Annotated in this window: 1 protein-coding gene; it reads left to right on the top strand. The window is 71.4% G+C overall.

What is annotated here, in order from left to right; translation table 11 throughout:
• On the top strand, positions 1-24,375 hold a 24,375-nt coding region (locus ACIOKD_RS31000; RefSeq protein ID WP_402090553.1), incomplete at its 5' end, for a non-ribosomal peptide synthase/polyketide synthase.
• Positions 24,376-24,471 lie beyond the last annotated feature (96 nt).

Genomic DNA, 24,471 nt, shown 5'->3' with positions numbered 1-24,471 from the left:
TATGCGGGTTCGGATGATGTGGTGTTCGGTGTGACGTCGTCGGGCCGTGGTGGTCAGATCGATGGGATGGACTCGATGGTGGGTCTGTTGCTGAATACGACGCCGGTGCGGGTGCGGGTGGAGCGGGACCGGCCGGTGGTGGAGTGGTTGGCGGTGTTGCAGGATGAGCAGGTGCGGGCGCGTAGGTTCGAGCACACGCCGTTGGTCACGATCGCGGAGAGCAGTGAACTCCCGCCGGGCCAGGCTCTGTTCAACACCCTCTTCGTCTTCGAAAACTACCCCGATCAGACCCTGATCGACAGCAGGGAGCTTTCCGCGGCGAGCGGTCTGCAGACCGGGCTCAACCACGTCCGCCAACAGGCGAGTTACCCACTCAGTGTGACCGCCGGCTCCGGACGCGAGCTCATGATCAAGGTTTCGTACGAGCGGGCCCAGTACGACTCCGCGACTGTCGAGCGACTGGCGAGCCATCTCGTCAATGTGCTGGCGAGCATCGCGGAGGATGCGGGGCAGCGCGTCGGTGAGCTGCCGGTGCTGGGTGCGGGTGAGCGACAGCAGGTGGTCGAGGAGTGGAACGAGACTGCTGAGGCGTTGCCGGGTGTGGGTGGGGTGCATGAGCTGATTGCTGCGCGGGCGGATGAGAGCCCGGATGCGGTGGCGGTCGTCTCGGACGGCAAGGCGCTCACGTATGGCGGACTGATGGTGCGTGCCAATCGCCTGGCGCATCATCTGCGAGGGCGCGGGGTGGGTGCCGAGTCGGTGGTGGGGCTGTGCCTGCCGCGTGGCACCGACATGGTCGTGGCGATGGTGGCGGTGTGGCAGGCAGGTGGTGCGTATCTGCCGCTGGACCCCGAATACCCGTTTGAGCGACGGGAGTTCATGCTCGCCGACAGTGGCGCGCGGGTGGTGGTCGGGCCCGAGACGATGGCCGAGGTGGCCGGGGATCTGCCGTCCACGGCGCCTGAAGTCGACGTACACGCTGACCAGTTGGCGTATGTGATTTATACGTCGGGGTCGACGGGCCGGCCCAAGGGTGTGCAGGTCGGGCATCGCAGTGTGGTGGGCATGGTGACCGCGCTGACCCCGGTGCTGGGGGCGGGCCCGAATGTACGCGTCCTGCAGTTCGCGTCGTTCAGTTTTGATGCGGCGGTGCTGGATGTGGCGGTGACCCTTGCCTCGGGCGGCACTCTGGTGGTGGCGAGCAGTGCCGAGCGCGCCGCTCCAGAGGCGCTGACCGGGATGGTCGGCGCGCAGGCGGTGGGAGCAGCCAGTGTGGTGCCCTCCCTGCTGGGTGTCCTGAAGCCGGAAGAAGTCCCAGGCATTCAGACCCTGCTCCTCGGTGCGGAGCGGCTGACCCAGCAGGCCGCCCAGGCCTGGGCGGCCGGGCGCACGCTGGTGAACACCTACGGTCCTACCGAGGCGACCGTCATGGTCACCGCGGGCCCGGTGGCTCCGGAGCCGACCGCGGCTCCGCCGATCGGTGCCCCGGTGGCGAACGCCCGTCTGTATGTTCTGGACGGGCGTCTGAACCCGGTCCCGGTCGGAGTGGCCGGCGAGGTGTACATCGCGGGTCCGCAGGTGGCCCGCGGCTACCGCGCCCAGTCTGCGCTGACCGCGGAGCGTTTCCTGCCCGACCCCTTTGCCGCCGACGGCACCCGTATGTATCGCTCGGGTGACCGGGCGCGGTGGCTGGCTGAGGGCACGCTGGACTTCATCGGCCGGGCCGACGATCAGGTCAAGGTACGGGGTTTCCGTATCGAGCCCGGTGAGATCGAGGCCGTACTCGCCGCCCACCCGCAGATCCGCACCGCCGTCGTGACCGCGTTCGGTGATGCCGAGGACCGCAAGCTGGCCGCCTACCTCGTCCCCGTCGACCAGGCCGACGGCATCCCCTCCACCCCCGACCTGCGCTCCTTCGCCGGTGAGCGCCTGCCGGCCTTCATGATCCCGGCGACCTTCACCGAACTCGCAGCCCTCCCCCTCACCCCCAACGGCAAACTCGACCGCTCCGCACTTCCCGAACCGGACGGCACAGCTGGTACCGGCTCGGCAGGGGAGTACGTGGCCCCCCGTACCGAGGTCGAACAGATTTTGGCCGAGGTGTGGGCGCAGGTGCTCGGCGTGGAGCGGGTCGGGGTCGAGGAGAACTTCTTCGACCTCGGCGGTGACTCGATCATCAGCATCCGGGTCGCGGCGAAGTCCCGGGAGTTCGGCGTCCATGTGACCGTGGCGCAGTTGTTCGAGCACCAGACGGTGGCCGGCTTGGCGTCGGTGGCGTCGGCCGAAAGCGTCACGGAGGCCGAACAGGGCCTTGTGGTCGCCGACTTCGACCCGACTCCCGTGCAGCAGAGCTTCCTGGCGCGCGAGTTGCCGCATCCCTCGCACTTCAACCAGTCGACGGTTCTGGAAGTGGGTCGCCGGGTCGAACCCGGCCTGCTGCGAGTGGCGTTGGCCGCGCTGGTCGAGCATCACGACGTACTGCGCTCACGCTTCGTACAGCGAGAGGACGGCGCGTGGGCCGGGCGAGTGGTGTCGGCGGAGACAGCAGACATGGTCTCGCTGATCGATGCCTCCGGTCTGGATGTCCAGGACGTCGAAGAGGAGTTCCTGGCGGCACGGGCCACGGAGGTGCAGGCCAGTCTGAGTCTGAGTGACGGTCCCCTCCTCCGCGCAGCCCTCATCGAGCGGGATGACCGGAACGAGCGGGACGAGAAGGGCGGTGACCGGGCCGAACGAGGGCAACTGCTCCTCCTCGTCATCCATCACCTGGTCGTGGACGCCGTCTCCTGGCCGATCCTGCTCGAAGACCTGACCTCGGCGTACGAGCAGGCCGAGCGCGGTGCCACGAGGGTGGAACTGCCGGCCAAGACCACCTCCTTCCCGCGCTGGGCGCAGCGGCTCGGCGAGCTCGCGGGTTCTCCGGAGGTGACGGCGGAAGCCGCGTACTGGCAGGAGATCGGGGCCGCCGCGACACGCGTACCGCGCGACCACGAGGGCCCGAACCGCAATGCCTCGGTCCGTAATGCCCGGACGACCCTGGACGCGCGGCGGACCGAGCGTCTGCTGCGTGAGGTGCCGGGTGCGTTCCGGACGCAGATCAACGACGTGCTGCTCAGCGTCCTGGGCGCGGTGCTGGCCGAGTGGACCGGGTCGGCGTCGGTCGTGGTGGATGTGGAGGGCCACGGCCGCGAGGACGTGGGCGCCGGCGTCGACGTGTCCCGTACCGTCGGCTGGTTCACCAGCGTGCACCCGGTCGCGCTGGGCGGTGTCGGAGATGGTGATCTGGGTGCATTGCTGCGGCGTACGAAGGAGGACCTGCGGGCAGTGCCGCGCAAGGGCCTGGGATACGGCCTGCTGCGGCATCTCACCGACTGGACACCGCCGGGCGCGGCCTCCGCCCCCGAGGTCTCCTTCAACTACCTCGGCCAGTCGTCCCACCACTCGACGGAAGCCGCCCACCCGGCGGACACCCGCGCCACCTCACCCGGCCGTGCCCTCTTCGGACCGTCCGGCCGGTCGCTCGGCGAGTCCCAGTCGGTGGACGGTACGCGCACGCACCTCATCGAGGTGAACAGCCAGGTCGCCGACGGCAGCCTTGAGATGGAGTGGACGTACAGCGACGAGGTGCACGACGAGGCGACCGTACGGCGCCTCGCGCGGCGTTACGTCGATGTCCTCGGCGAGCTGATCGAGTACTGCTGCCGTCCGGAGGTCGCCGGACACACCCCGTCGGACTTCCCGCTTGCCCGTCTCGACCAGGACACCCTGGACCTGGTCACCGGCCGGATCGCGACGGTGATCGAGGACATCCATCCACTGACCGCCGTCCAGCAGGGGATGCTCTTCCACACCCGGCTCGCCACCGAACCCGGCATGTACTGGGCCCAGAACGGTGTCCTCCTCGAAGGCACGCTGGATCTCGACGCCCTGAAGCGGGCGTGGGAGCTGGTCTTCACGCGGCACGAGGTGCTGCGCAGCGCGGTGGTGTGGGAAGGAGTGCCCGAGCCGCTCGCGGTGGTGTCCCGGTCCGTACCCCTGCCCCTCCGCCTACTGGATCTCTCGCACCTCGACGAGGACGCGCGGCGGCGCGCCGTCACGGAGCACCTGGAGGCCGACTGGGAGCGGGGAGCGGACTTCTCCGCCCCGACGCTGGTACGCGTCTCCCTGATCCGGCTGTCCGACGAACGGCACCAACTGGTGTGGAGCTTCCACCACTTGCTGCTCGACGGGTGGAGTGTGCCCATCGTGCTGAACGAAGTGCTGGAGGCGTATCACGCACTGCGCGAGGGCAACCGGCCCAGGCTCGCCGCCCGTGCGCCCTTCCGGGACTTCGTCGCCTGGAACGCCGGACAGGACGCGGAAGAGGCCCGGGAGTACTGGCGCGAGCGGTTGGCCGGGATCACCGAAGCCGCGACCCTGGGCGTGGAACGCGCCACCGGCCACCAGGGGCGGGACGAGCGCCGGGTGCCGCTGCCGGACTCCGTGTCCACGTCCGGCCTCGCCGAGTTCGCCCGCCGGCACCGGCTGACGCTGAACACCGTGGTGCAGGGCGCGTGGGCTCTGGTGCTCGGCCTGTACGCCGGCAGCGACGACATCCTGTTCGGGGTGACCTCGTCGGGCCGTGGCGGTCAGCTCGACGGTATGGACGGGATGGTCGGCCTGCTCATCAACACCACGCCCGTGCGGGTGAGCATCGACCGTGACCGGACCGTCGCCGACTGGCTGTCCCTGTTGCAGGACGAGCAGGTACGCGGTCGCAAGTACGAGCATACGCCGCTGGTGACCATCGCCGAATGCGGCGAACTGCCGCCAGGACAGGCACTGTTCGACACCGTATTCGCCTTCGAGAACTACCCCGACCAGGCTCTGGTCGAGGGTGGGCAGGCCGGGCAGTACGCGGGGGAGGGCGACGGTCTGCGGGCCGGGACCAACTACGGACGCGATCAGTCCAACTACACCCTCGGCGTGATCGCCTCCTCCGCGCAGGAGCTGGTCGTCCGTATCTCCTACGACCGCGCCCACTACGACGACGAGGCTGTCGAGCGGCTCGCCGGCCACCTGGGGACCGTTCTGGAGGCCATCGCCGCGGACACCGGCCGGTACGTCGGTGACCTGCCCGTACTGACGGCGAGCGAGCACGACCTGCTGGTGCGGGAGTGGAACGACACCGCCGTGGCGCTGCCCGCCGTGAGCGGTGTCCACGAGCTGATCGCAGGGCACGCCGACACGCACGGCGACTCGGTGGCCGTGGTGGCGGGCGAACGGTCGCTCACGTACGACGGGCTCATCCAGCGTGCCAACCGGCTCGCGCAGTGCCTGCGCCGGGCGGGCGTCGGGACCGAGTCCGTGGTGGCCCTGTGCCTGGAGCGGGGCGCGGACCTCGCGGTCGCGGTGCTCGCGGTGTGGCAGGCGGGAGCGGCCTATCTGCCGCTGGATCCCGAGTACCCGGCCGAACGACTGGAGTTCATGCTTGCCGACAGCGGTGCGACCGTGCTGCTCGGCCATCGGAGCATCGCCGCCGACCTGGCGGCGCACACCGCACCGCAGACCGTGCTGTGGCTGGACGCCCCGGCCACCTGGACGGATCTCGCGGCGCTCCCCGACGTTCCTCCGCGGGGCCGGATCCTGCCCGACCAGCTCGCATACGTGATCTACACCTCCGGCTCGACCGGCCGGCCCAAGGGTGTGCACCTGTCCCACCGGGGGCTGGTCAGTCTGGCCACCGCGCAGCAGACGGCGCTGGGCACGGGATGCGACGACGTCGTACTCGGCTTCGCGCCGTTCAGCTTCGACGCGTCGGTGTGGGAACTGGTGATGGCGCTGGCGGTGGGCGCGACCCTGGTGGTCGCCGAGGCACCCGAGCGTTCCGACCCCGATCGGCTCGCGTCCCTGGTCGTACGCGCCGGGGTCGGCGTGGCGACCGTCCCGCCGTCCTTGCTGGACGTGCTGAGGCCCGGCGACCTCGACGGTCTGGCCACCCTCGTCACGGCCGGCGAACGGCTCGACGCGACGCTCGCCGCCGCGTGGAGTGACCGTCATCGGCTGCTGAACGCGTACGGGCCGACGGAGAGCACGGTGTGCGCGACCATCGCCCCGATCGGGGTGGTACAGCCGCACGAGGTGCCGGGCGTTCCGCCCATCGGCGCCCCCGTCGCGGGCACCCGGGTGTTCGTCCTGGACGCGTTCATGAAGCCTGTGCCGGTGGGTGTGTCCGGGGAACTGTTCATCGGTGGACCACAGTTGGCGCGCGGTTACGGGAACCGTCCGGCGCTCAGTGCCGAGCGGTTCGTGGCCGACCCGTTCGCCGGGGACGGCTCCCGGCTGTACCGGAGCGGGGACCGGGTGCGCCGGCTCGCGGACGGGCAGCTGGAGTTCCTGGGCCGTGCCGACGACCAGTTGAAGGTGCGCGGCTACCGCGTCGAGCCCGCCGAGATCGAGGCTGTGCTCGCCGCCCACACAGGTGTCCAGGCAGTGGTCGTGACGGCGTCCGGCGAGGGCGGGGAACGCCGTCTGGTGGCGTATCTGGTCCCGGCCGACCAGGCCGAGGGCACCCCGACCGCCGCCGAACTGCGGGCCTTCGCGGGCGAGCGGCTCCCGTCGTTCATGGTCCCGTCGGTCTTCGTCGAGCTGGCCGCGCTGCCGCTCACCCCGAACGGCAAGACCGACCGGGCGGCCCTGCCCGAGCCGGACGGCATTCGCGCCGGTTCGGGCAACCGGTACGTCACCCCCGGTACCGCGACCGAGGAGATCCTCGCCGGTATCTGGGAGCGGGTCCTCGCTGTGGACCGGGTCGGTGTCACGGACGGCTTCTTCGACCTCGGCGGCCACTCACTGCTGGCCGGCCAGGTCGTCTCCAGGGTGCGGGAGGTACTCGGCGTCGAACTCCCGCTCTCCGCCCTGTTCGACCGGCCGACGGTACGTGGGCTGGCCTCCGTGATCGACAGTTCCGCCCGGGACGCCGCACCCCCGGTCGCGGTCGTCGACCGGGACGAACCGCTGCCGTTGTCGTTCGCGCAGCAGCGGCTGTGGTTCCTGGACCAGCTGGAGCCGGGCTCGGCCGAGTACAACATGTCGACCCGAGTGCATCTGGCCGGCGAGCTGGACCTGGCGGCCCTCGGCGCGGCGCTGGACGCGATCGTCGCCCGCCACGAAGTCCTGCGGACCCGGCTCGTGGCCGGCGCCGACGGTGTCGCGCACCAGGTGATCGACCCGCTGACGGGCCTCCCGCTGCCGGTCGTGGACGTCAGTGGGTGCGTCCGGCCCCAGGACGAGGCCGACCGCCTGTTCGGCAAGGACGGACTCACCCCGTTCGACCTGGCGCGCGGTCCCCTCGTCCGGGCCACCCTCGTACGGCTCGCCCCGGACGAGCACGTACTGGCTCTCGCGATGCACCACGTCGTCTTCGACGAGTGGTCGGACCGTGTCCTGCGCCGCGAACTGTCGGCGCTGTACGAGGCGTTCCGCGCGGGTCGGCCGAACCCGCTGAAGCCGCTCGCCGTGCAGTACGCCGACGTCGCCGCCTGGCAGCGCCGGTGGCTGTCCGGTGAGGTCCTGGACCAGCAACTGGGTTACTGGACGGCACAGTTGGACCGCTCTCCGGTGCTGGAGTTGCCGACCGACCGGCCGCGCCCCCTCGTGCGGTCCACCGAGGGGGCGGTCGCGAGGTTCACCGTCGCGCCCGAGACGGCCGAGGCACTTCGCGCGCTGTCCCGCGAGCACGGCAGCACCATGTTCATGACGCTGCTGGCCGGGTTCAACGTGCTGCTGGGACGCTACGGCGACACCGACGACGTGGTCCTGGGCACACCGGTCGCCAACCGGGGCCTGGCCGAGACCGAGGACCTGATCGGGTTCTTCGTCAACACCCTCGTCATGCGCACCGACCTGTCCGACAACCCGTCCTTCACCGAACTCCTGGCCCGGGTGCGGGAGACGGCACTGGGCGCCTACGCACACCAGGACGTGCCGTTCGACCGGCTCGTCGACGCCCTCGTGACGGAACGGGACCGCTCCCGTACCCCGCTGTTCGACGTCATGTTCAGCTATGTGCCCGAGGAGCCCGGCGAGAGTGGCGCCGCGAACCGTGCCGCGAGTGGGAACGTGGCCGTGGACGCGGCTGTGGAGACGGACAGCGGTGACGACCCGGAGTCGATCCCCGTGAAGTTCGACCTCGTACTGACGCTGGCGGACGAGAACGGCTTGCTGACCGGCGAACTCCAGTACAGCTCCGCGCTGTTCGACGCGACGACCGCCCAGCGGATGACCGGGCACCTGGTCACCCTGCTCGACGCGGTCGCCGCCGACCCGGGCCGGACCATCGGTGAACTCCCGCTGCTGCCGCCGGCGGAACGCCATCGGCTCGTCCACGAGTGGAACGACACCGCCGCGGACCTGCCCCCCGCGGGCGGCCTGCACGAGCTGATCGCCGCCCGGGCGGCGGCCACCCCGGACGTGGTGGCCGTCATGGCCGGCGCACACACGCTCACGTACGGCGCGTTGATGTCCCGGGCGAGCCGGCTCGCCCACCACCTGCGCCGGACGGGTGTGGTCCCCGAGTCCGTCGTGGCACTGTGCCTGGAACGCGGCGCGGACATGGCGGTCGCCACCCTGGCGGTGTGGCAGGCCGGCGCGGGCTATCTCCCCCTCGACCCCGCCTATCCGCTCGAACGGCTCCGATTCATGGTGGCCGACTCGGGCGCGGCGGTCCTGCTGGGCCACGAGACGGTGGCCGCCGACCTCGTCACCGACGCCTCGCCGACGAGCGTGCTGTGGCTGGACGACCCCGCCACCTGGACCGACCTCGCGGCGCTGCCCGCCACACCCCCGCGGATACGTGTGCTGCCCGACCAGCTCGCATACATCATCTACACGTCCGGCTCGACAGGGCGTCCCAAGGGCGTCCACGTACCGCACCGGGGTGTGACGACTCTCGCCGAGGCGATGCGGCCGTTGCTGCACGCCGGGCCGGGCGACCACGTGCTCGGATTCGCCTCGTTCAGCTTCGACGCCTCGGTGTGGGAGGTGGTGATGGCGCTGCCCACGGGCGCGACCCTGGTCGTGGCCGAGGCGCAGGACCGCACCCCGCCCGAGCGGCTGACCTCCCTGATGCGCCGCAGCGCCGTGAGCCTGTCGTTCATGACACCCTCCGTGCTGGAGGTCCTCTCTCCCGACGAACTCCCCGATCTGGCAACCGTGTTGGTGGGCGGCGAACGGGTGGAGGCAGCCCTCACCGGGCGGTGGCGTGAGCGCCTGCGGCTGCTCAACGTCTACGGCCCCACCGAGACCACCATCGCCACCACCGCGGGCGAGGTCGAGACCGACGGCACACCACCGATCGGCACCCCCTACGTCAACGAACGGGTCCACGTACTCGACCAGTGGCTGAACCCGGTGCCGGTGGGTGTCGCGGGCGAACTGTTCATCGGCGGCGCCGGAGTCACCCGCGGTTACGGCGGCCGGGGGGCCCTCACCGCGGAACGCTTCCTCGCCGACCCGTTCGCCGCCGACGGCTCACGCATGTACCGCTCGGGCGACCGGGCGCGCCGACTGGCCGACGGGCGGCTGGAGTTCATCGGCCGGGCCGACAACCAGGTGAAGGTCCGCGGGTTCCGTATCGAACCCGGCGAGATCGAGACGGTACTCGCCGATCACCCCGGCGTCCGGACGGCCGTCGTCACGGCGTACGGAACCGGCACGGACCGCAGGCTCGTCGCCTACCTGGTGCCCGCGGACATGGCCGATGGCATGCCGCCCGTGACCGAGTTGCGCGAGTACGTGGGACGGCACCTGCCCAAGTTCATGGTCCCGGCGATCTTCACCGAGATGGCCGGGATGCCGATGACGCGGAGCGGAAAGATCGACCGCGGGGCCCTGCCGGCGCCCGACGGAACGCGCGCGGTGGCCGCGAGCACCTATGTCGCGCCTCGCACCGACGTGGAACGGATCCTCGCCGAGGCCTGGGCCCAGGTTTTGGGCCTCGACCAGGTCGGCGTGGAGGACAACTTCTTCGACCTCGGCGGCGACTCCATCATCAGCATCCGCGTGGTGGCACGGGCCCGCGAGTTCGGTGTCCACGTCACCGCGGCACAGCTCTTCGACCACCAGACGGTGGCGGCCCTGGCCACCGTGGCGGCGGCCGAGAGCGCGGCGGACGCCGAACAGGGCGTGGTGGCGGGGGAGTTCCCGCTGACGCCCATCCAGCACTGGTATCTGGAACGCGAGCTGCCGGCGCCCTGGCACTTCAACCAGTCCGCGGTCCTGGAGGCCGTCGGCCGGGTGGACACCGACGCGCTCCGCGTGGCGGCACACGCGCTGGTCGAGCAGCATGACGCGCTGCGCTCCCGCTTCGTACGGGGCGAGGACGGTGTGTGGACCGGACAGGTGGCGGCCACCGAACCGGCCGACCTGGTGACGGTGATCGACGCCCCGGCCGCGGAAGCCGCGGAGGAGGCCGCGGAGGACCAACTGGAAGCCCGCGCCACCGGGATACAGGCCGCGCTCGATCTGCACGAGGGCCCACTGCTGCGCCTGGCCCTCCTCGACCGGGGCGAGCGCGGTCAACTCCTGCTGCTGGTCGTCCACCACCTGGCCGTCGACGCGGTCTCCTGGCCGATCCTGCTCGAAGACCTGACCTCGGCGTACGAGCAGGCCGCGCGGGGTGCCGAGACGGTGGAGCTGCCCGCCAAGACGACGTCGTTCCGGCGCTGGTCGCAGCGGCTCCGCGAACTGGCCGCGGCCCCGGAGACGACGGCCGAAGCCGCCTACTGGCGAGAGGTCGAGAGCTCCGCCAGGCCGCTCCCGCGCGACCGGGACGGGCACAACAGCGTGGCCTCGGCCAAGGACGTCGTCACCGCGCTGGGAGCCGAGCAGACCGAGCGGCTGCTGCGCGAGGTGCCGAGCGCGTTCCGCACGCAGATCAACGACGTGCTGCTCACCGCGCTCGGCATGGTCCTCGCCCCGTGGGCGCGCGTCCCGTCGGTGGTCGTGGATCTGGAGGGCCACGGCCGCGAGGACGTCGGCGCCGATGTCGACGTGTCCCGCACCGTCGGCTGGTTCACGAGCATGTACCCGGTCGCCCTGACCGGTGCCGGGGACGGCGACCTGGGAGCCGCGCTCCGCCGCACGAAGGAGTATCTGCGGGCGATCCCGAGGAAGGGCCTCGGACACGGCCTGCTCCGCCACCTCACGGACCAGCTTCCGCGTACGGGTCGGGCGGCGGAGGTCAGCTTCAACTACCTGAGCCGGCGCGACAGGCGCGCCGACACCCACGGGCCCGCCGCCGACGGCGGGACGGGACCGTTCCGCCCCGGCCGGGGGTCGCTGGGCCGCGCGTGGTCGGAGGCGGGCGACCGCGCCCACCTCCTCGACGTCAACTGCCGGGTGTCCGACGGCCGTCTGGAAATGGTGTGGACGTACGGCGCCGAGGTGCACGACGAGGCGACGGTACAGCGGCTCGCACAGCGGTACGCCGATGTCCTGAGCGACCTCATCGAGTACTGCTGCCGGCCCGGCGTCCGCGGGTACACCCCGTCGGACTTCCCCCTGGCCCGCGTCGACCAGCAGGCCCTCGACCGTGTAGGACGGCGGTTCCCCACGCCGATCGAGGACATCTATCCGTTGACGGCGCTGCAGCAGGGCATGCTGTTCCACACCCGGCTCTCCGCGGACCCCGGCATGTACTGGGTCCAGAACGGCATGCTGCTTGAGGGCGAGCTCGACCTCGACGCCCTCAAGCGCGCCTGCGAGCTGGTGTTCGCGCGTCACGAGGTGCTGCGCACCGCGGTGGTGTGGGACGGCGTGCCCGAACCGCTGGCCGTGGTCTCCCGGTCCGTACCCCTGCCGCTGCGGGACCTCGACCTCTCCCCGCTGGTCCAGGACGCGCAGCAGCAGGCGATCGGCGACCACCTGACGGCCGACTGGAACCGTGGGTCCGACTTCTCCGCTCCCACCCTGGTGCGCCTCGCACTGATCCGGCTGGCCGACGACCGGCACCAACTCATCTGGAGCTACCACCACCTGCTCCTGGACGGCTGGAGCCTGCCCATCGTCATGGGCGAGATGCTGGAGGCCTACCAGGCCTACCGCCGGGGAAGCGCGCCGGACCTGGCACCCCGCGCGTCCTTCCGGGACTTCATCGCGTGGACCACTGCCCAGGACGGTGACGAGGCACAGGAGTACTGGCGCGAGCGGCTGTCCGGCATCACCGGGACGACGGCTCTCGGCGTCGCCCGCGCCACCGGTGACAGCGGCCGCGACGAACGTCTGGTCTCCCTGCCGTCGGCCGCGTCCGCCGCCGGACTGGCCGAGTTCGCCCGTCGGCACCGGCTGACGGTGAACACGGTGGTGCAGGGCGCCGTCGCGCTGGTGCTCGGCCTGTACGCCGACACCGACGACGTGGTGTTCGGCGTGACCTCCTCGGGGCGCGGCGACCAGATCGACGGCATGGCCGAAATGGTCGGCCTGCTGATCAACACCACGCCGGTACGGGTCCACGTCGACCGGGACCGGCCGGTGGCCGACTGGCTCGCGGAGCTGCAGGACGAGCAGGTACGGGCCCGCAAGTACGAGCACACCTCGCTCGTGACGATCACGGAATGCAGCGAACTGCCGCCGGGCCAGGCCCTGTTCGACACCCTCTTCGTATTCGAGAACTACCCCGACCAGACCCTGGCCGCAAGCCGGGAGACCTCGGCGGCCGACGGTCTCGAAGCCGGTCTCGACTACGGGCGCGAGCAGGTCAACTACCCCCTGCACATCACCGCCGGCTTCGGCCGCGACCTCAGGGTCAAGCTGTCGTACGACCGTGCGCGCCTCGACGCCGGGACGGTGGAACGGATGGCCGGACACCTGGCCACGGTGCTGGAGGCGATCGCCGAGGACGCCGGGCGTCACGTGGGTGAGCTGCCGGTGCTGACCGCGGTGGAGCGCCATCGGCTGGTGGAGGAGTGGAACGACACGGCGGCTCCGTTGCCGTTGGTGGGCGGGGTGCACGAGCTGATCGCCGGGCGGGCGCGGTCGATGCCCGATGTGGTCGCCGTGGTCTCGGGTGATGCGTCCTTGACGTACGGCGGTCTGGCGGGACGGGTGAACCGTCTCGCGCGTCGTCTTCGGCAGGTGGGTGTGCGGTCGGAGTCGGTGGTGGCGTTGTGCCTGCCTCGTGGGGTGGACATGGTGGTGGCCGCGCTGGCCGTGTGGCGGGCGGGTGGGGCGTATCTGCCGCTGGATCCGGAGTTCCCGGTGGAGCGGCTGGAGTTCATGCTGGCCGACAGTGGTGCTTCGGTGCTGGTCGGGCATCGGGATGTGGCTGCGTCCGTGGTGGGGGCAGCCGGGATCGAGTCGGTGGTCCGGCTGGATGATCCGGCGGTGGTGGGGGCGCCGGCCGGGTATCCCGCCGACGATCCGGAAGCGCCGGTGCGGGCGGAACAGTTGGCGTATGTGTTGTATACGTCGGGGTCGACGGGGCGGCCGAAGGGCGTGCAGGTCTCGCACGGCAATCTGGTGGGTTTCCTGTCGGCGATGGCCGGGCGCCCGGGGCTGGAGGGCGCGGATGTGCTGCTGGCGGTGACGACGCTGGGCTTCGACATCGCGGGTCTTGAACTGTGGTTGCCGCTGGTGTCCGGTGCCCGGGTCGTGGTGGCCGGTGGTGAGGTGACAGGGACGCCCACGGCGCTGGCGGGTGAGCTGGCGAGGGTCGGGGCGACGGTGATGCAGGCGACGCCGGCGACGTGGCAGATGCTGGTGTCGGACGGCTGGCAGGGCGCGCCGGACCTTCGTGCCCTGTGCGGGGGAGAGGCGCTGCCGACGTCCTTGGCGGCGGCGCTGGTGGAGCGGACGGCCGGCGTGTGGAACATGTACGGGCCGACCGAGACCACCATCTGGTCGGCGTGCGAGCGCGTGTCCGGGGACCTTCCGTCGATCGGCGCACCGATCGCGAACACACGGGTGTACGTGCTGGACGAGCGGCTGAACCCGGTCCCGGTGGGCGTCGTGGGTGAGCTGTATATCGGTGGCGCGGGGGTGACCCGCGGCTATCTAGGGCGTCAGGCGTTGACGGCTGAGCGGTTCGTGGCGGACCCGTTCGCCGCCGACGGGGGCCGGTTGTACCGCACCGGGGACCGGGTGCGGTGGTCGTCGGACGGCCGTCTGGAGTTCCTGGGCCGGGCGGACGACCAGCTGAAGGTCCGCGGTTTCCGGATCGAGCCGGGCGAGATCGAGTTCGCCCTGGCCCTGCACCCGCGGATCGCTGCGGCGGTGGTCTCCGCGCACGGCGAGGGTGCCGAACGCCGGCTGGTGGCCTATCTGGTACCGAGCACCGGGAACGGAGGCACGCCGCCGACGGGAGAGCTGCGCGAGCACGTACGGCAGACGCTGCCGGAGTACATGGTCCCGTCCCTTTTCATGGAGCTGGCGGCGCTCCCCCTCACACCGAACGGAAAGGTCGACCGGCTCGCCCTGCCCGCGCCCGGGGGACTGCGGCCCGAGAGCCGTTACATCGCGCCCGTGACCCCGACCGAGGAACTGCTCGCCGGCATCTGGGCGCAGGTCCTCGGCGCGGACCGGGTCGGCACCACGGACGGCTTCTTCGACCTCGGCGGCCACTCCCTCCTGGCCGCACAGGTGATCTCCCGCATCCGGGAGGCCTTCCGGGTCGAGATACCTCTCGCCGCGCTCTTCGACGCGCCGACCGTGCGGGAGCTGGCGATGGCGGTCGACGGCGCCGTACGGGGCGACGTCCTGCCGCCGATCGTGGCCGCGGACCGCACCCGGGCACTGCCGCTGTCCTTCGCGCAGCAGCGGCTGTGGTTCCTCGACCAGCTGGCGCCCGGTTCCGTCGAGTACAACCTGCCGACGCCGATGCGCTGGCGCCACGCCGTGGACGTCGACGCCCTGGCCGCCGCGCTGAGCGCGGTCGTCGCCCGGCACGAGGTCCTGCGGACCCGGCTGACGGCGGGCGCGGACGGAACCGCGCATCAGGTGATCGACCCACCGTCGGCGTTCGCCCTGCCTGTGGTCGACGTGTCAGCGAGCGCCGACCCCGCCTCGCTGACGCGGGAGCTGGTTGCGGCGGACGCGGTCACGCCCTTCGACCTGGCGAACGGTCCGATGATCCGGGCCACGCTGATCCGGCTCGCCCCCGACGAGCACGTACTGGCTCTGGCCACGCACCACGTGGTGTCCGACGAATGGTCGGACCGCATCCTGCAACGCGAACTGCTCGCCCTGTACGGGGCGTTCCGTGCGGGTGAGCCGGATCCGCTGCCTCCGCTGCCGGTGCAGTACGCGGACTTCGCGGTGTGGCAGCGCGCCTGGCTGACCGGGGAGGTCCTCGAAACGCAACTGGGCTACTGGCGGCGGGAGCTGGCCCAGCTTCCGGTACTGGAGCTCCTGACGGACCGGCCACGCCCGCCCGTCCGGTCCACCGAGGGCGCGGTGCACAGGTTCTCGGTCCCGGGCCGGACCGCGCGGGCCCTGCGCGCTCTCTCCGGCCGCAGCGGAACGACGATGTCGATGACCCTGCTGGCGGCGTTCAGTGTCCTGCTGGGCCGCTACGCGGGTTCGGAGGACGTCGTGGTGGGCACACCCGTCGCCAACCGCAACCGCGCCGAGACGGAGGACCTGATCGGCTTCTTCGTCAATACGCTGGTGATGCGCACGGACCTGTCCGGTGATCCCTCGTTCGGGGAGGTGCTGGGGCGGGTGCGGGAGACCGCTCTGGGGGCGTACGCGCATCAGGACGTGCCGTTCGAGCAACTGGTGGACGATCTGGTCGTGGAGCGGGACCGGTCCCGTACCCCGCTGTTCCAGGTCCTCTACACCTACGCGGCGGCAGACCCCGACGAGGTTCACCATGAGGACACGGCAACCGTTCCCGGCGCCGACGAGCGCCGCGACAACGGCCCCTTGCCGGTCAAGTACGACCTGATGCTGGCCCTGGCGGAATCCGGCGGCGCTCTGACCGCGGAGATCCAGTTCAGCACCGCGCTGTTCGACGCGGTGACGGTGGAGCGGATGGCGGGGCATCTGGTGACGCTGCTCGAAGCGGTCGCCGCCGACGCGGATCAGCCGGTGGAGGAGCTGCCGCTGCTGGCCGGGTCGGAGCTGGAGGCGCTGACCCGGGAGTGGAACGACACGGCGGTGGTACGGCCCGCGTCGGTGGCCGGGGTGCAGGACTGGATCGCCGAGCGGGCGGCGGCGGCGCCGGACGCGGTGGCTGTCGTGTCGGGTCAGGAGTCGTTGACGTACGGCGGGCTGGAGGCGCGGGCGAATCGGCTCGCGCACCACTTGCGGGGCTTGGGCGCGGGTGCGGAGTCGGTGGTGGCGCTGTGCCTGGAGCGTGGTGTGGACCTGGCGGTGGCCGCGCTGGCGGTGTGGCGGGCGGGGGCGGCGTATCTGCCGCTGGATCCTGACTTCCCGGCGGAGCGGCTGGAGTTCATGCTGGCCGACAGCGGTGCGTCGGTACTGGTCGGGCATCGGGACGTGGCTGCCGGGCCGACGGTGACGGCAGAGGCCGAATCGGTGGTCTGGCTGGACGATCCGGCGACGGCGCGGACCCTCGCCGAGCTTCCCGCCACCGGACCCGAAGTGCGCTTCCAGGCAACGCAGTTGGCGTATGTGCTGTATACGTCGGGTTCGACGGGTCGCCCCAAGGGCGTGCAGGTCTCGCATGGCAACCTGGTCAACTTCCTGACCTCGATGGCCGAGCGCCCCGGGCTCGACGCCGCGGATGTGCTGCTGGCGGTGACGACGCTGGGCTTCGACATCGCCGGCCTGGAGTTGTGGTTGCCCCTGGTGTCGGGTGCGCGGGTGGTGGTCGCCGGCCGGGACATGGCTGGTGTGCCTGCCGAGCTGGCGGGTGAGCTGGCGAGGGTCGGGGCGACGGTGATGCAGGCGACGCCGGCGACGTGGCAGATGCTGGTGTCGGACGGCTGGGACGGTCTGCCGGACCTGCGGGCCCTGTGCGGTGGTGAGGCGCTGCCCGCCTCGCTGGCGGAAGCGCTGGTGGAGCGGACCGCGTCGGTGTGGAACATGTACGGGCCCACCGAGACCACCATCTGGTCGGCGTGCGAACCCGTGGCATCCGTCGACGGCTGCGCACCTGGCATCGGTGCACCGATCGCGAACACGCGGGTGTACGTGCTGGACGCGCGGCTGGCTCCGGTCCCGGTCGGGGTCGCGGGAGAGCTGTATATCGGTGGCGCCGGGGTGACCCGCGGCTATTTCGGGCGTCAGAGGTTGACGGCTGAGCGGTTCGTGGCGGACCCGTTCGCCGCCGACGGCACCCGCCTGTATCGCACCGGAGACCGGGTGCGCTGGCTGGCCGGGGGCCGCCTGGAGTTCCTGGGCCGGGCGGACGACCAGCTGAAGGTCCGCGGTTTCCGGATCGAGCCGGGCGAGATCGAATCCGCCCTGACCGGCCACCCGCAGATCAGCACGGCGGTCGTGACCGCACACGGTGAGGGAGGCGACCGTCGGCTGGTGGCCCACCTGGTCCCCACCGACCACACCCACGGCGTCCCCACCCCGGAGGCGCTGCGCGGGCACCTGCGCCAGTCCCTGCCCGACTACATGATCCCCTCCCTGTTCACCGAGCTGACCGCCCTGCCCCTGACCCCGAACGGAAAGATCGACCGATCCGCCCTCCCGGCGCCGGACGCGTCCCGCACGGGCCTCGACGGGTTCTCGGAGCCGTCAGGGGCGACCGAGGAACTGCTCGCCGGTATCTGGGCGCAGGTCCTCGGTGTGGACCGGGTCGGCGCGACGGACGGCTTCTTCGACCTCGGTGGACACTCACTCCTCGCCACCCTGGCGGTCTCCCGCGTCCGGGAGGCATTCGGTGTCGAGGTGTCCCTCGCCGCGTTGTTCGACGCCCCGACCGTCCGCGGCCTGGCTTCGGTGATCGACCGTTCCGCCCGGGACGCCGCGCCGCCGATGACGGCCGTCGTCCGGGACGAGGCCCTGCCGCTGTCGTTCGCGCAGCAGCGGCTGTGGTTCCTGGACCAGTTGGAGCCGGGCTCGACCGAGTACAACATGTCGGCCCGGTTGCGCCTGACCGGCGACGTCGACCTCCCGGCGCTGCGTGCGGCGTTGGACGCGGTCGTCGCCCGGCACGAGATCCTGCGTACGCGACTGGTGGCCGACGCCGACGGCGTACCGCGTCAGCTCGTGGACCCGCCGGCTCCGGTCGCCCCCCGGCTGCTCGATGTGTCGGACACCGCGGATCCACAGGGCGAGGCGGACCGCCTGATCGTCGAGGACGCCCTGACTCCCTTCGACCTCGCGCACGGGCCCCTCGTCCGCGCCACCCTCGTGCGCCTGGCCGCGGACGACCACGTACTGGCGCTGACGATGCACCATGTCGTCTTCGACGAGTGGTCGGACCGCGTCCTCCAGCGCGAGATGCCGGCGCTGTACAAGGCGTTCAGGTCCGGTGAGCCGGACCCCCTGCCGCCGCTCCGGCTCCAGTACGCGGACTTCGCCGCCTGGCAGCGGAACTGGCTCACCGGAGACGTCCTCGACAACCAAGTCCGTTATTGGCGGCACAAGTTGGCGGACGTTCCGACTCTGGACCTGCCGACCGACCGGCCGCGCCCGCCCGTGCGGTCCACCGACGGCGCGGCGGCGAGGTTCAGTGTCCCGGCGGAGACCGCGGAAGCCCTGCGGGCGCTGTCGCGGCAGCACGGCACGACGATGTTCATGACGCTGCTCGCCGCCTTCGGCGTCCTCATGGGCCGCTACGGCGACACGCAGGACGTCGCGGTCGGCACACCGGTGGCGAACCGGAACCGGGCCGAGACCGAGGATCTGATCGGGTTCTTCGTCAACACCCTGGTCATGCGGGCCGACCTGTCCGGTGACCCGTCCTTCACCGAGGTGCTGCGCCGGGTGCGCGAGACCGCGCTGAGGGCGTACGCCCACCAGGACCTGCCGTTCGAGCAACTGGTGGACGATCTGGTCGTGGAGCGCGACCGGTCCCGTACCCCGCTCTTCCAGGCGCTCTTCAGCTACACCGCCGAAGAGAGGGGTGGCCCGCGCGCGGACTCCGATGCGGCGTCGGGCCCTGGATCCCTGCCGGTGAAGTTCGACCTGATGATGAACCTGGGCGAGGACGAGGGCGCCCTGGCCGGTGAGATCCAGTACAGCACCGCCCTGTTCGACGCCGGCACGATCGAGCGGATGGCGGGGCACCTGGTCACGCTGCTCCGGGCCGTCGTCGCCGACGCGGACCGGAGCGTGCACGAGCTGCCGCTGCTGACCGCGGCCGAGCGGGACCGGCTGCTGTACGAGTGGACCGACACCGTCGCGGCGCTGCCACCGGTGGCCGGTATGCACGAGTTGATCGCCGGACGGGCGGCGGCGACGCCGGACGCCGTGGCCGTCGTATCGGGCGAACTGACCCTGTCCTACGGCGAGTTGTCGGCCCGTGCGAACCGGCTCACGCACCATCTGCGCGGCGCGGGGGTGGGGACCGAGTCGGTGGTGGCGCTGTGCCTTGAGCGTGGTCCGGACATGGTGGCCGCGGTGCTGGCCGTGTGGCAGGCCGGCGGCGCGTACCTCCCGCTGGATCCCGGATACCCGCGCGAGCGACTGGAGTTCATGCTCGCCGACAGCGGCGCGACGGTGCTCGTCGGACACCGGGCGGTGGCCGCCGACCTGGCCGAGGGCGGCGCGCTGGACGCTGTCGTGTGGCTGGACGATCCGGATACCCGCGCGGAACTCGCGCTGCTGCCGTCGACGTCCGCGCAGGTGTCGGTGGACCCGCAGCAACTCGCGTACGTCATCTACACCTCGGGCTCGACCGGACGTCCCAAGGGTGTCCAGATCACCCACCGGGGGGTCCTCAACCGTGTGTCATGGATGCAGGACCGCCACGAGCTGACCGCGTCGGAGCGGGTGCTGCACAAGACACCGCTGACGTTCGACGCGTCGGTATGGGAACTCTTCTGGCCCCTGTCGAACGGCGCCGAGCTGGTGATCGCCGAGCCGGGCCGGCACGGGGACCTGGACTACCTGGTGGAACTGCTGGAGTCCCGGCAGATCGCAGTGGTGCAGTTCGTGCCCTCGCTGTTCAAACTGTTCGTGTCGCACACGTGGCCGTCGTCGCTGCCCTCGCTGCGTGCCGTGTTCTGCGGTGGCGAGGCGCTGTCCGCGGCCGATGTGGCCCGCTTCCACACGAGGAACGAATCGGCCGTCGTGGCGAACCTGTACGGGCCGACGGAGAACACCATCGACGCGGCCAGCACGGTGTGCCCGCGTCCGGACGGTGGCCCGGACGGTGGCCCGGACGGTACGGCGGACTGGTCGCCGGGCGGTCTGGTCCCCATCGGCCTGCCTCTCACGAACGTACGTCTGCTGGTGCTGGACGACCGGCTGAACCCGGTGCCGGTCGGCGTCGCGGGCGAGCTGTTCATCGCCGGGGCGAGTCTGGCCCGCGCGTACGGGGGCCGGCCCGCGCTGACGGCGGAGCGGTTCGTGGCGGATCCGTTCGCCGGTGACGGGTCCCGGGCGTACCGGTCCGGCGACCAGGTGCGCTGGCGCGCCGACGGGCGGCTGGAATTCCTCAGCCGCGTGGACCAGCAGGTGAAGGTGCGCGGGTTCCGTATCGAACCCGGCGAGGTGGAGGCCGTCCTGGCCGGCCATCCGGCAGTGCGGTCGGCGGTCGTGACTGCGTGGGGCGAGGCGGCGGACCGGGCGCTGGTGGCCCATCTGGTCCCCGAGGACCCGGCCCGGGGCATTCCGGCCACCGCCGAACTGCGCGAGCACGTGCGGCGCAGCGTCCCCGAGTTCATGGTTCCCTCGGTCTTCGTCGAAGTGGCGGCCCTGCCGCTGACTCCCAACGGGAAACTGGACCGGGCCGCTCTGCCTGCCCCGGAGACCGGCCGCCCCGACGTGAACGGGTTCGTCGCTCCCTCGGGCGCGGTGGAGGAACTGCTCGCGGGCATCTGGAACCGGCTGCTGCCCGTGGACCGGGTCGGCGCGCAGGACAACTTCTTCGAACTGGGCGGGCACTCGCTGCTGGCCACGCAGATCGTCTCCCGGGTCCGGGACGTCCTGGCAGCGGAGATCCCGCTCGCCGCGCTGTTCGACCATCCGACGGTACGCGGCCTGGCGACGGTGATCGCGGAGTCGTCCGAGCGGGTCGACGTACGGCCTGTGACGCCGGTCGGCCGGGACCGCGACCTGCCGCTGTCCTTCGCCCAGCAGCGTCTGTGGTTCCTCGACCAACTGGAGCCCGGATCACTGGAGTACAGCCTCCCGATGCGGGTCCGGATCGGCGTGGACCTGGACGTCCCCGCCCTCCAGGAGGCGCTGGGCGCGGTCGTCGCCCGGCACGAGGTGCTGCGGACCCGACTGGTGGCCGGCCCGGACGGCGTGGCGTACCAGTTGATCGATCCGCCGTCGGTCTTCCCGCTCCCGCTGATCGATGTCTCGACCGAGGGTGACCCCCTGCACGCGGCCGGGAAGCTGGTCGCGGCGGACGAGGCGACACCGTTCGACCTGGCTGCCGGTCCGCTGATCCGCGCCATGCTCATCCGCGTGACGCCCGACGAGCACGTACTGGCGCTGTCGATGCACCATGTCGTGTCCGACGAGTGGTCCACCCGGATCTTCCAGCGCGAACTGGCGTACCTGTACGAGGAGACGCGGGCGGGGCGTACGCCCTCGTTGCCCGCCCTGGCGGTGCAGTACGCGGACTTCGCGGTCTGGCAGCGGCGGTGGCTGACCGGTGATGTCCTGGACGGACAGTTGTCCTACTGGCGCGACCAGTTGGCGGATGCTCCGGTGCTGGAACTGCCCACGGACCGCCCGCGCCCGGCGGTGTGGTCGCCGGCCGGCGCGTACACCCGGTTCACCGTGGCGGCGGAGACGATGGAGTCGCTGCGGGCGTTGGCCCAGCGCAGCGGCACGACCATGTTCATGACGCTGCTGGCCGCCTTCGACGTCCTGTTGAGCCGGTACGCCGGCACCGACGACGTGGTCGTGGGCACACCGGTGGCGAACCGGAACCGGGCCGAGACCGAGGACCTGATCGGGTTCTTCGTCAACACCCTGGTCATGCGGGCCGACCTGTCCGGCGACCCGACGTTCACGGAACTGCTCGGTCGTGTCCGCTCCACGGCGCTCGACGCGTACGCGCACCAGGATCTCCCGTTCGAGCAGCTGGTCGACGACCTGGTCGTCGAGCGGGACCGGTCCCGCAGCCCGCTCTTCCAGGTGCTGTTCAACTACTTCACCGAGGACGGGCGAGCCGAGGGTGGGCGGACCGAGGACGGTCGGGGGCCCCTCGACAGCGATCCGGTCGGCGACGGGCGGGATGCGGCCCCGTTGCTCGGTGACACCGGCAGCGGCATGACCACCCGCTTCGATCTGCGACTGGTGCTGACGGACGCCGGCGGTGCCATGAACGGGCAGATCGAGTACAGCACCGCCCTGTTCGACCCCGGCACGGTCGAACGCATGGCGGCACAGCTCGGCACGCTGCTGGACGCGGTGGCCGGGAACGCCGAACAGCGGCTCGGTGAACTGCCGTTGCTGGACGGCGAGGCGCACGACATGCTGGTCCGCGGCTGGAACGACACGGCTGAGGCCCTGCCCGCGGTGGGCGGCGTGCACGAGCTGATCGTGGCCGCCGCGGCACGGGAGCCGGGTGCGACCGCCGTGGTGTTCGGTGAGACGTCGGTCGGTTACGGCGAGTTGCTGGCACGCTCGGCGCGACTGGCGCACTATCTGCGCGGTGCGGGCGTCGGTGACGAGACCGTGGTCGCGGTCTGCCTGCCGCGCGGCATCGACATGGTCGTGGCCGTCCTCGCGGTCTGGCAGGCCGGTGGCGCCTATCTGCCGCTGGACCCCGAATACCCGGTGGATCGACTGCAGTTCATGCTCGCCGACAGCGGCGCGGGTGTGCTGCTGGGCACCGACGAGGTGGTCGACGACCTGCCCGTGGGCAGGCTGCGGACCGTCGTCATGGATGATCCGGCGGTGCGGAGCTCCCTGCGCGTACTGCCCTCGACGCCGCCCGGAGTACCCGTGGCCGGTGATCAGCTGGCGTATGTGATCTATACGTCCGGATCGACGGGACGCCCGAAGGGTGTGCAGGTCACCCATGCGGGCGCGGTCAGTCTGGTGACCGCCCAGCGCGAGGCGCTCGGCACGGGGCCGGAGGATGTGGTCCTGCAGTTCGCGCCGTTCGGGTTCGACGCGTCGGTGTGGGAGCTGCTCATGGCGCTGGCGGCAGGGGGCACCCTGGTCGTCGCCGAGACGGCGGACCGCGCCGAACCCGGCCGCCTGGCAGCACTCGCCGGCCGTACCGGAGTGAGCGTGGCCACCGTGCCGCCGTCCCTCCTGGACGCCCTGGACCCGGACGAGTTCAGTGGCGTGTCCACCCTGATCACGGCAGGTGAGCGGCTCGACGGGCGGTCGGCGGCCCGGTGGGCCGTCGGCCGGCGGCTGTTCAACGCGTACGGTCCGACCGAGACGACCGTGTGCGCGACGGTCGCCGTGTGCGAGGGGGACCGTGGGCAGGCGCCACCGATCGGTGGGCCGGTCGCGAACACCCGCGTGTACGTGCTCGATGCGCGGCTGCGTCCGGTGCCGGTCGGCGTCGCGGGAGAGCTGTTCATCGCGGGTGCGCAGCTGGCGCGCGGCTACCTCGGCCGTGCGGCGCTCACCGCCGAACGCTTCCTGCCCGACCCCTTCACGGGCGACGGTGCGCGGATGTACCGCTCCGGCGACCGGGTGCGATGGCTGCCGGACGGACAGTTGCAGTTCCTCGGCCGGGCCGACGACCAGGTCAAGGTCCGCGGTTTCCGGATCGAGCCGGGGGAGGTCGAGGCGCTGCTCGCCGCCCATCCGATGGTGCGGACGGCGGTCGTCACCGCGGGCGGCCAGGACACCGACCGGCGGCTGCTCGCCTACCTGGTCCCCGCCGACCAGGCCGACGGCATTCCCTCCGTCGAGGAACTGAGGGCCCATGCGGGCGAACGCCTGCCGGCGTTCATGGTCCCGTCGGTCTTCATCGAGCTGGCCGAACTGCCCCTCACCACGAACGGCAAGGTGGACCGGGCGGCGCTCCCGGAGCCGGACGGCGGGGCGCGGGCGGCGACGGCGCGCGCGTACGTCGCACCCCGCACCGGGACCGAGCGGATCCTCGCCGGGACGTGGAGCGAACTCCTGGGTGTGGAACGCGTCGGCGTCGAGGACGACTTCTTCGACCTCGGCGGGCATTCGCTGCTGGCCACCCAGCTGGTCTCCCGCATCCGTGACGTCTTCGGCGTGGACCTGACGCTCGCCGCCGTCTTCGAGGAGCCCACCATCGCGGCCATCGCGTCGGCCGTCGGAACCGACGACGGCGAAGAGTACGAGGCGTTCGAACTGTAGGCGTCATCCTGAGGTATGACTCCGCCCGTCCCTCCTGTGGGGGACGGGCGGCCCTCGTACTGGCTCCTGTGAGTGGCACAGAACATGGCTCTCGGC

The sequence above is a fragment of the Streptomyces sp. NPDC087844 genome (assembly GCF_044742785.1).
In the GTDB taxonomy this organism is placed as follows: domain Bacteria; phylum Actinomycetota; class Actinomycetes; order Streptomycetales; family Streptomycetaceae; genus Streptomyces.
This window is presented reverse-complemented; position numbering and strand designations above follow the sequence as displayed.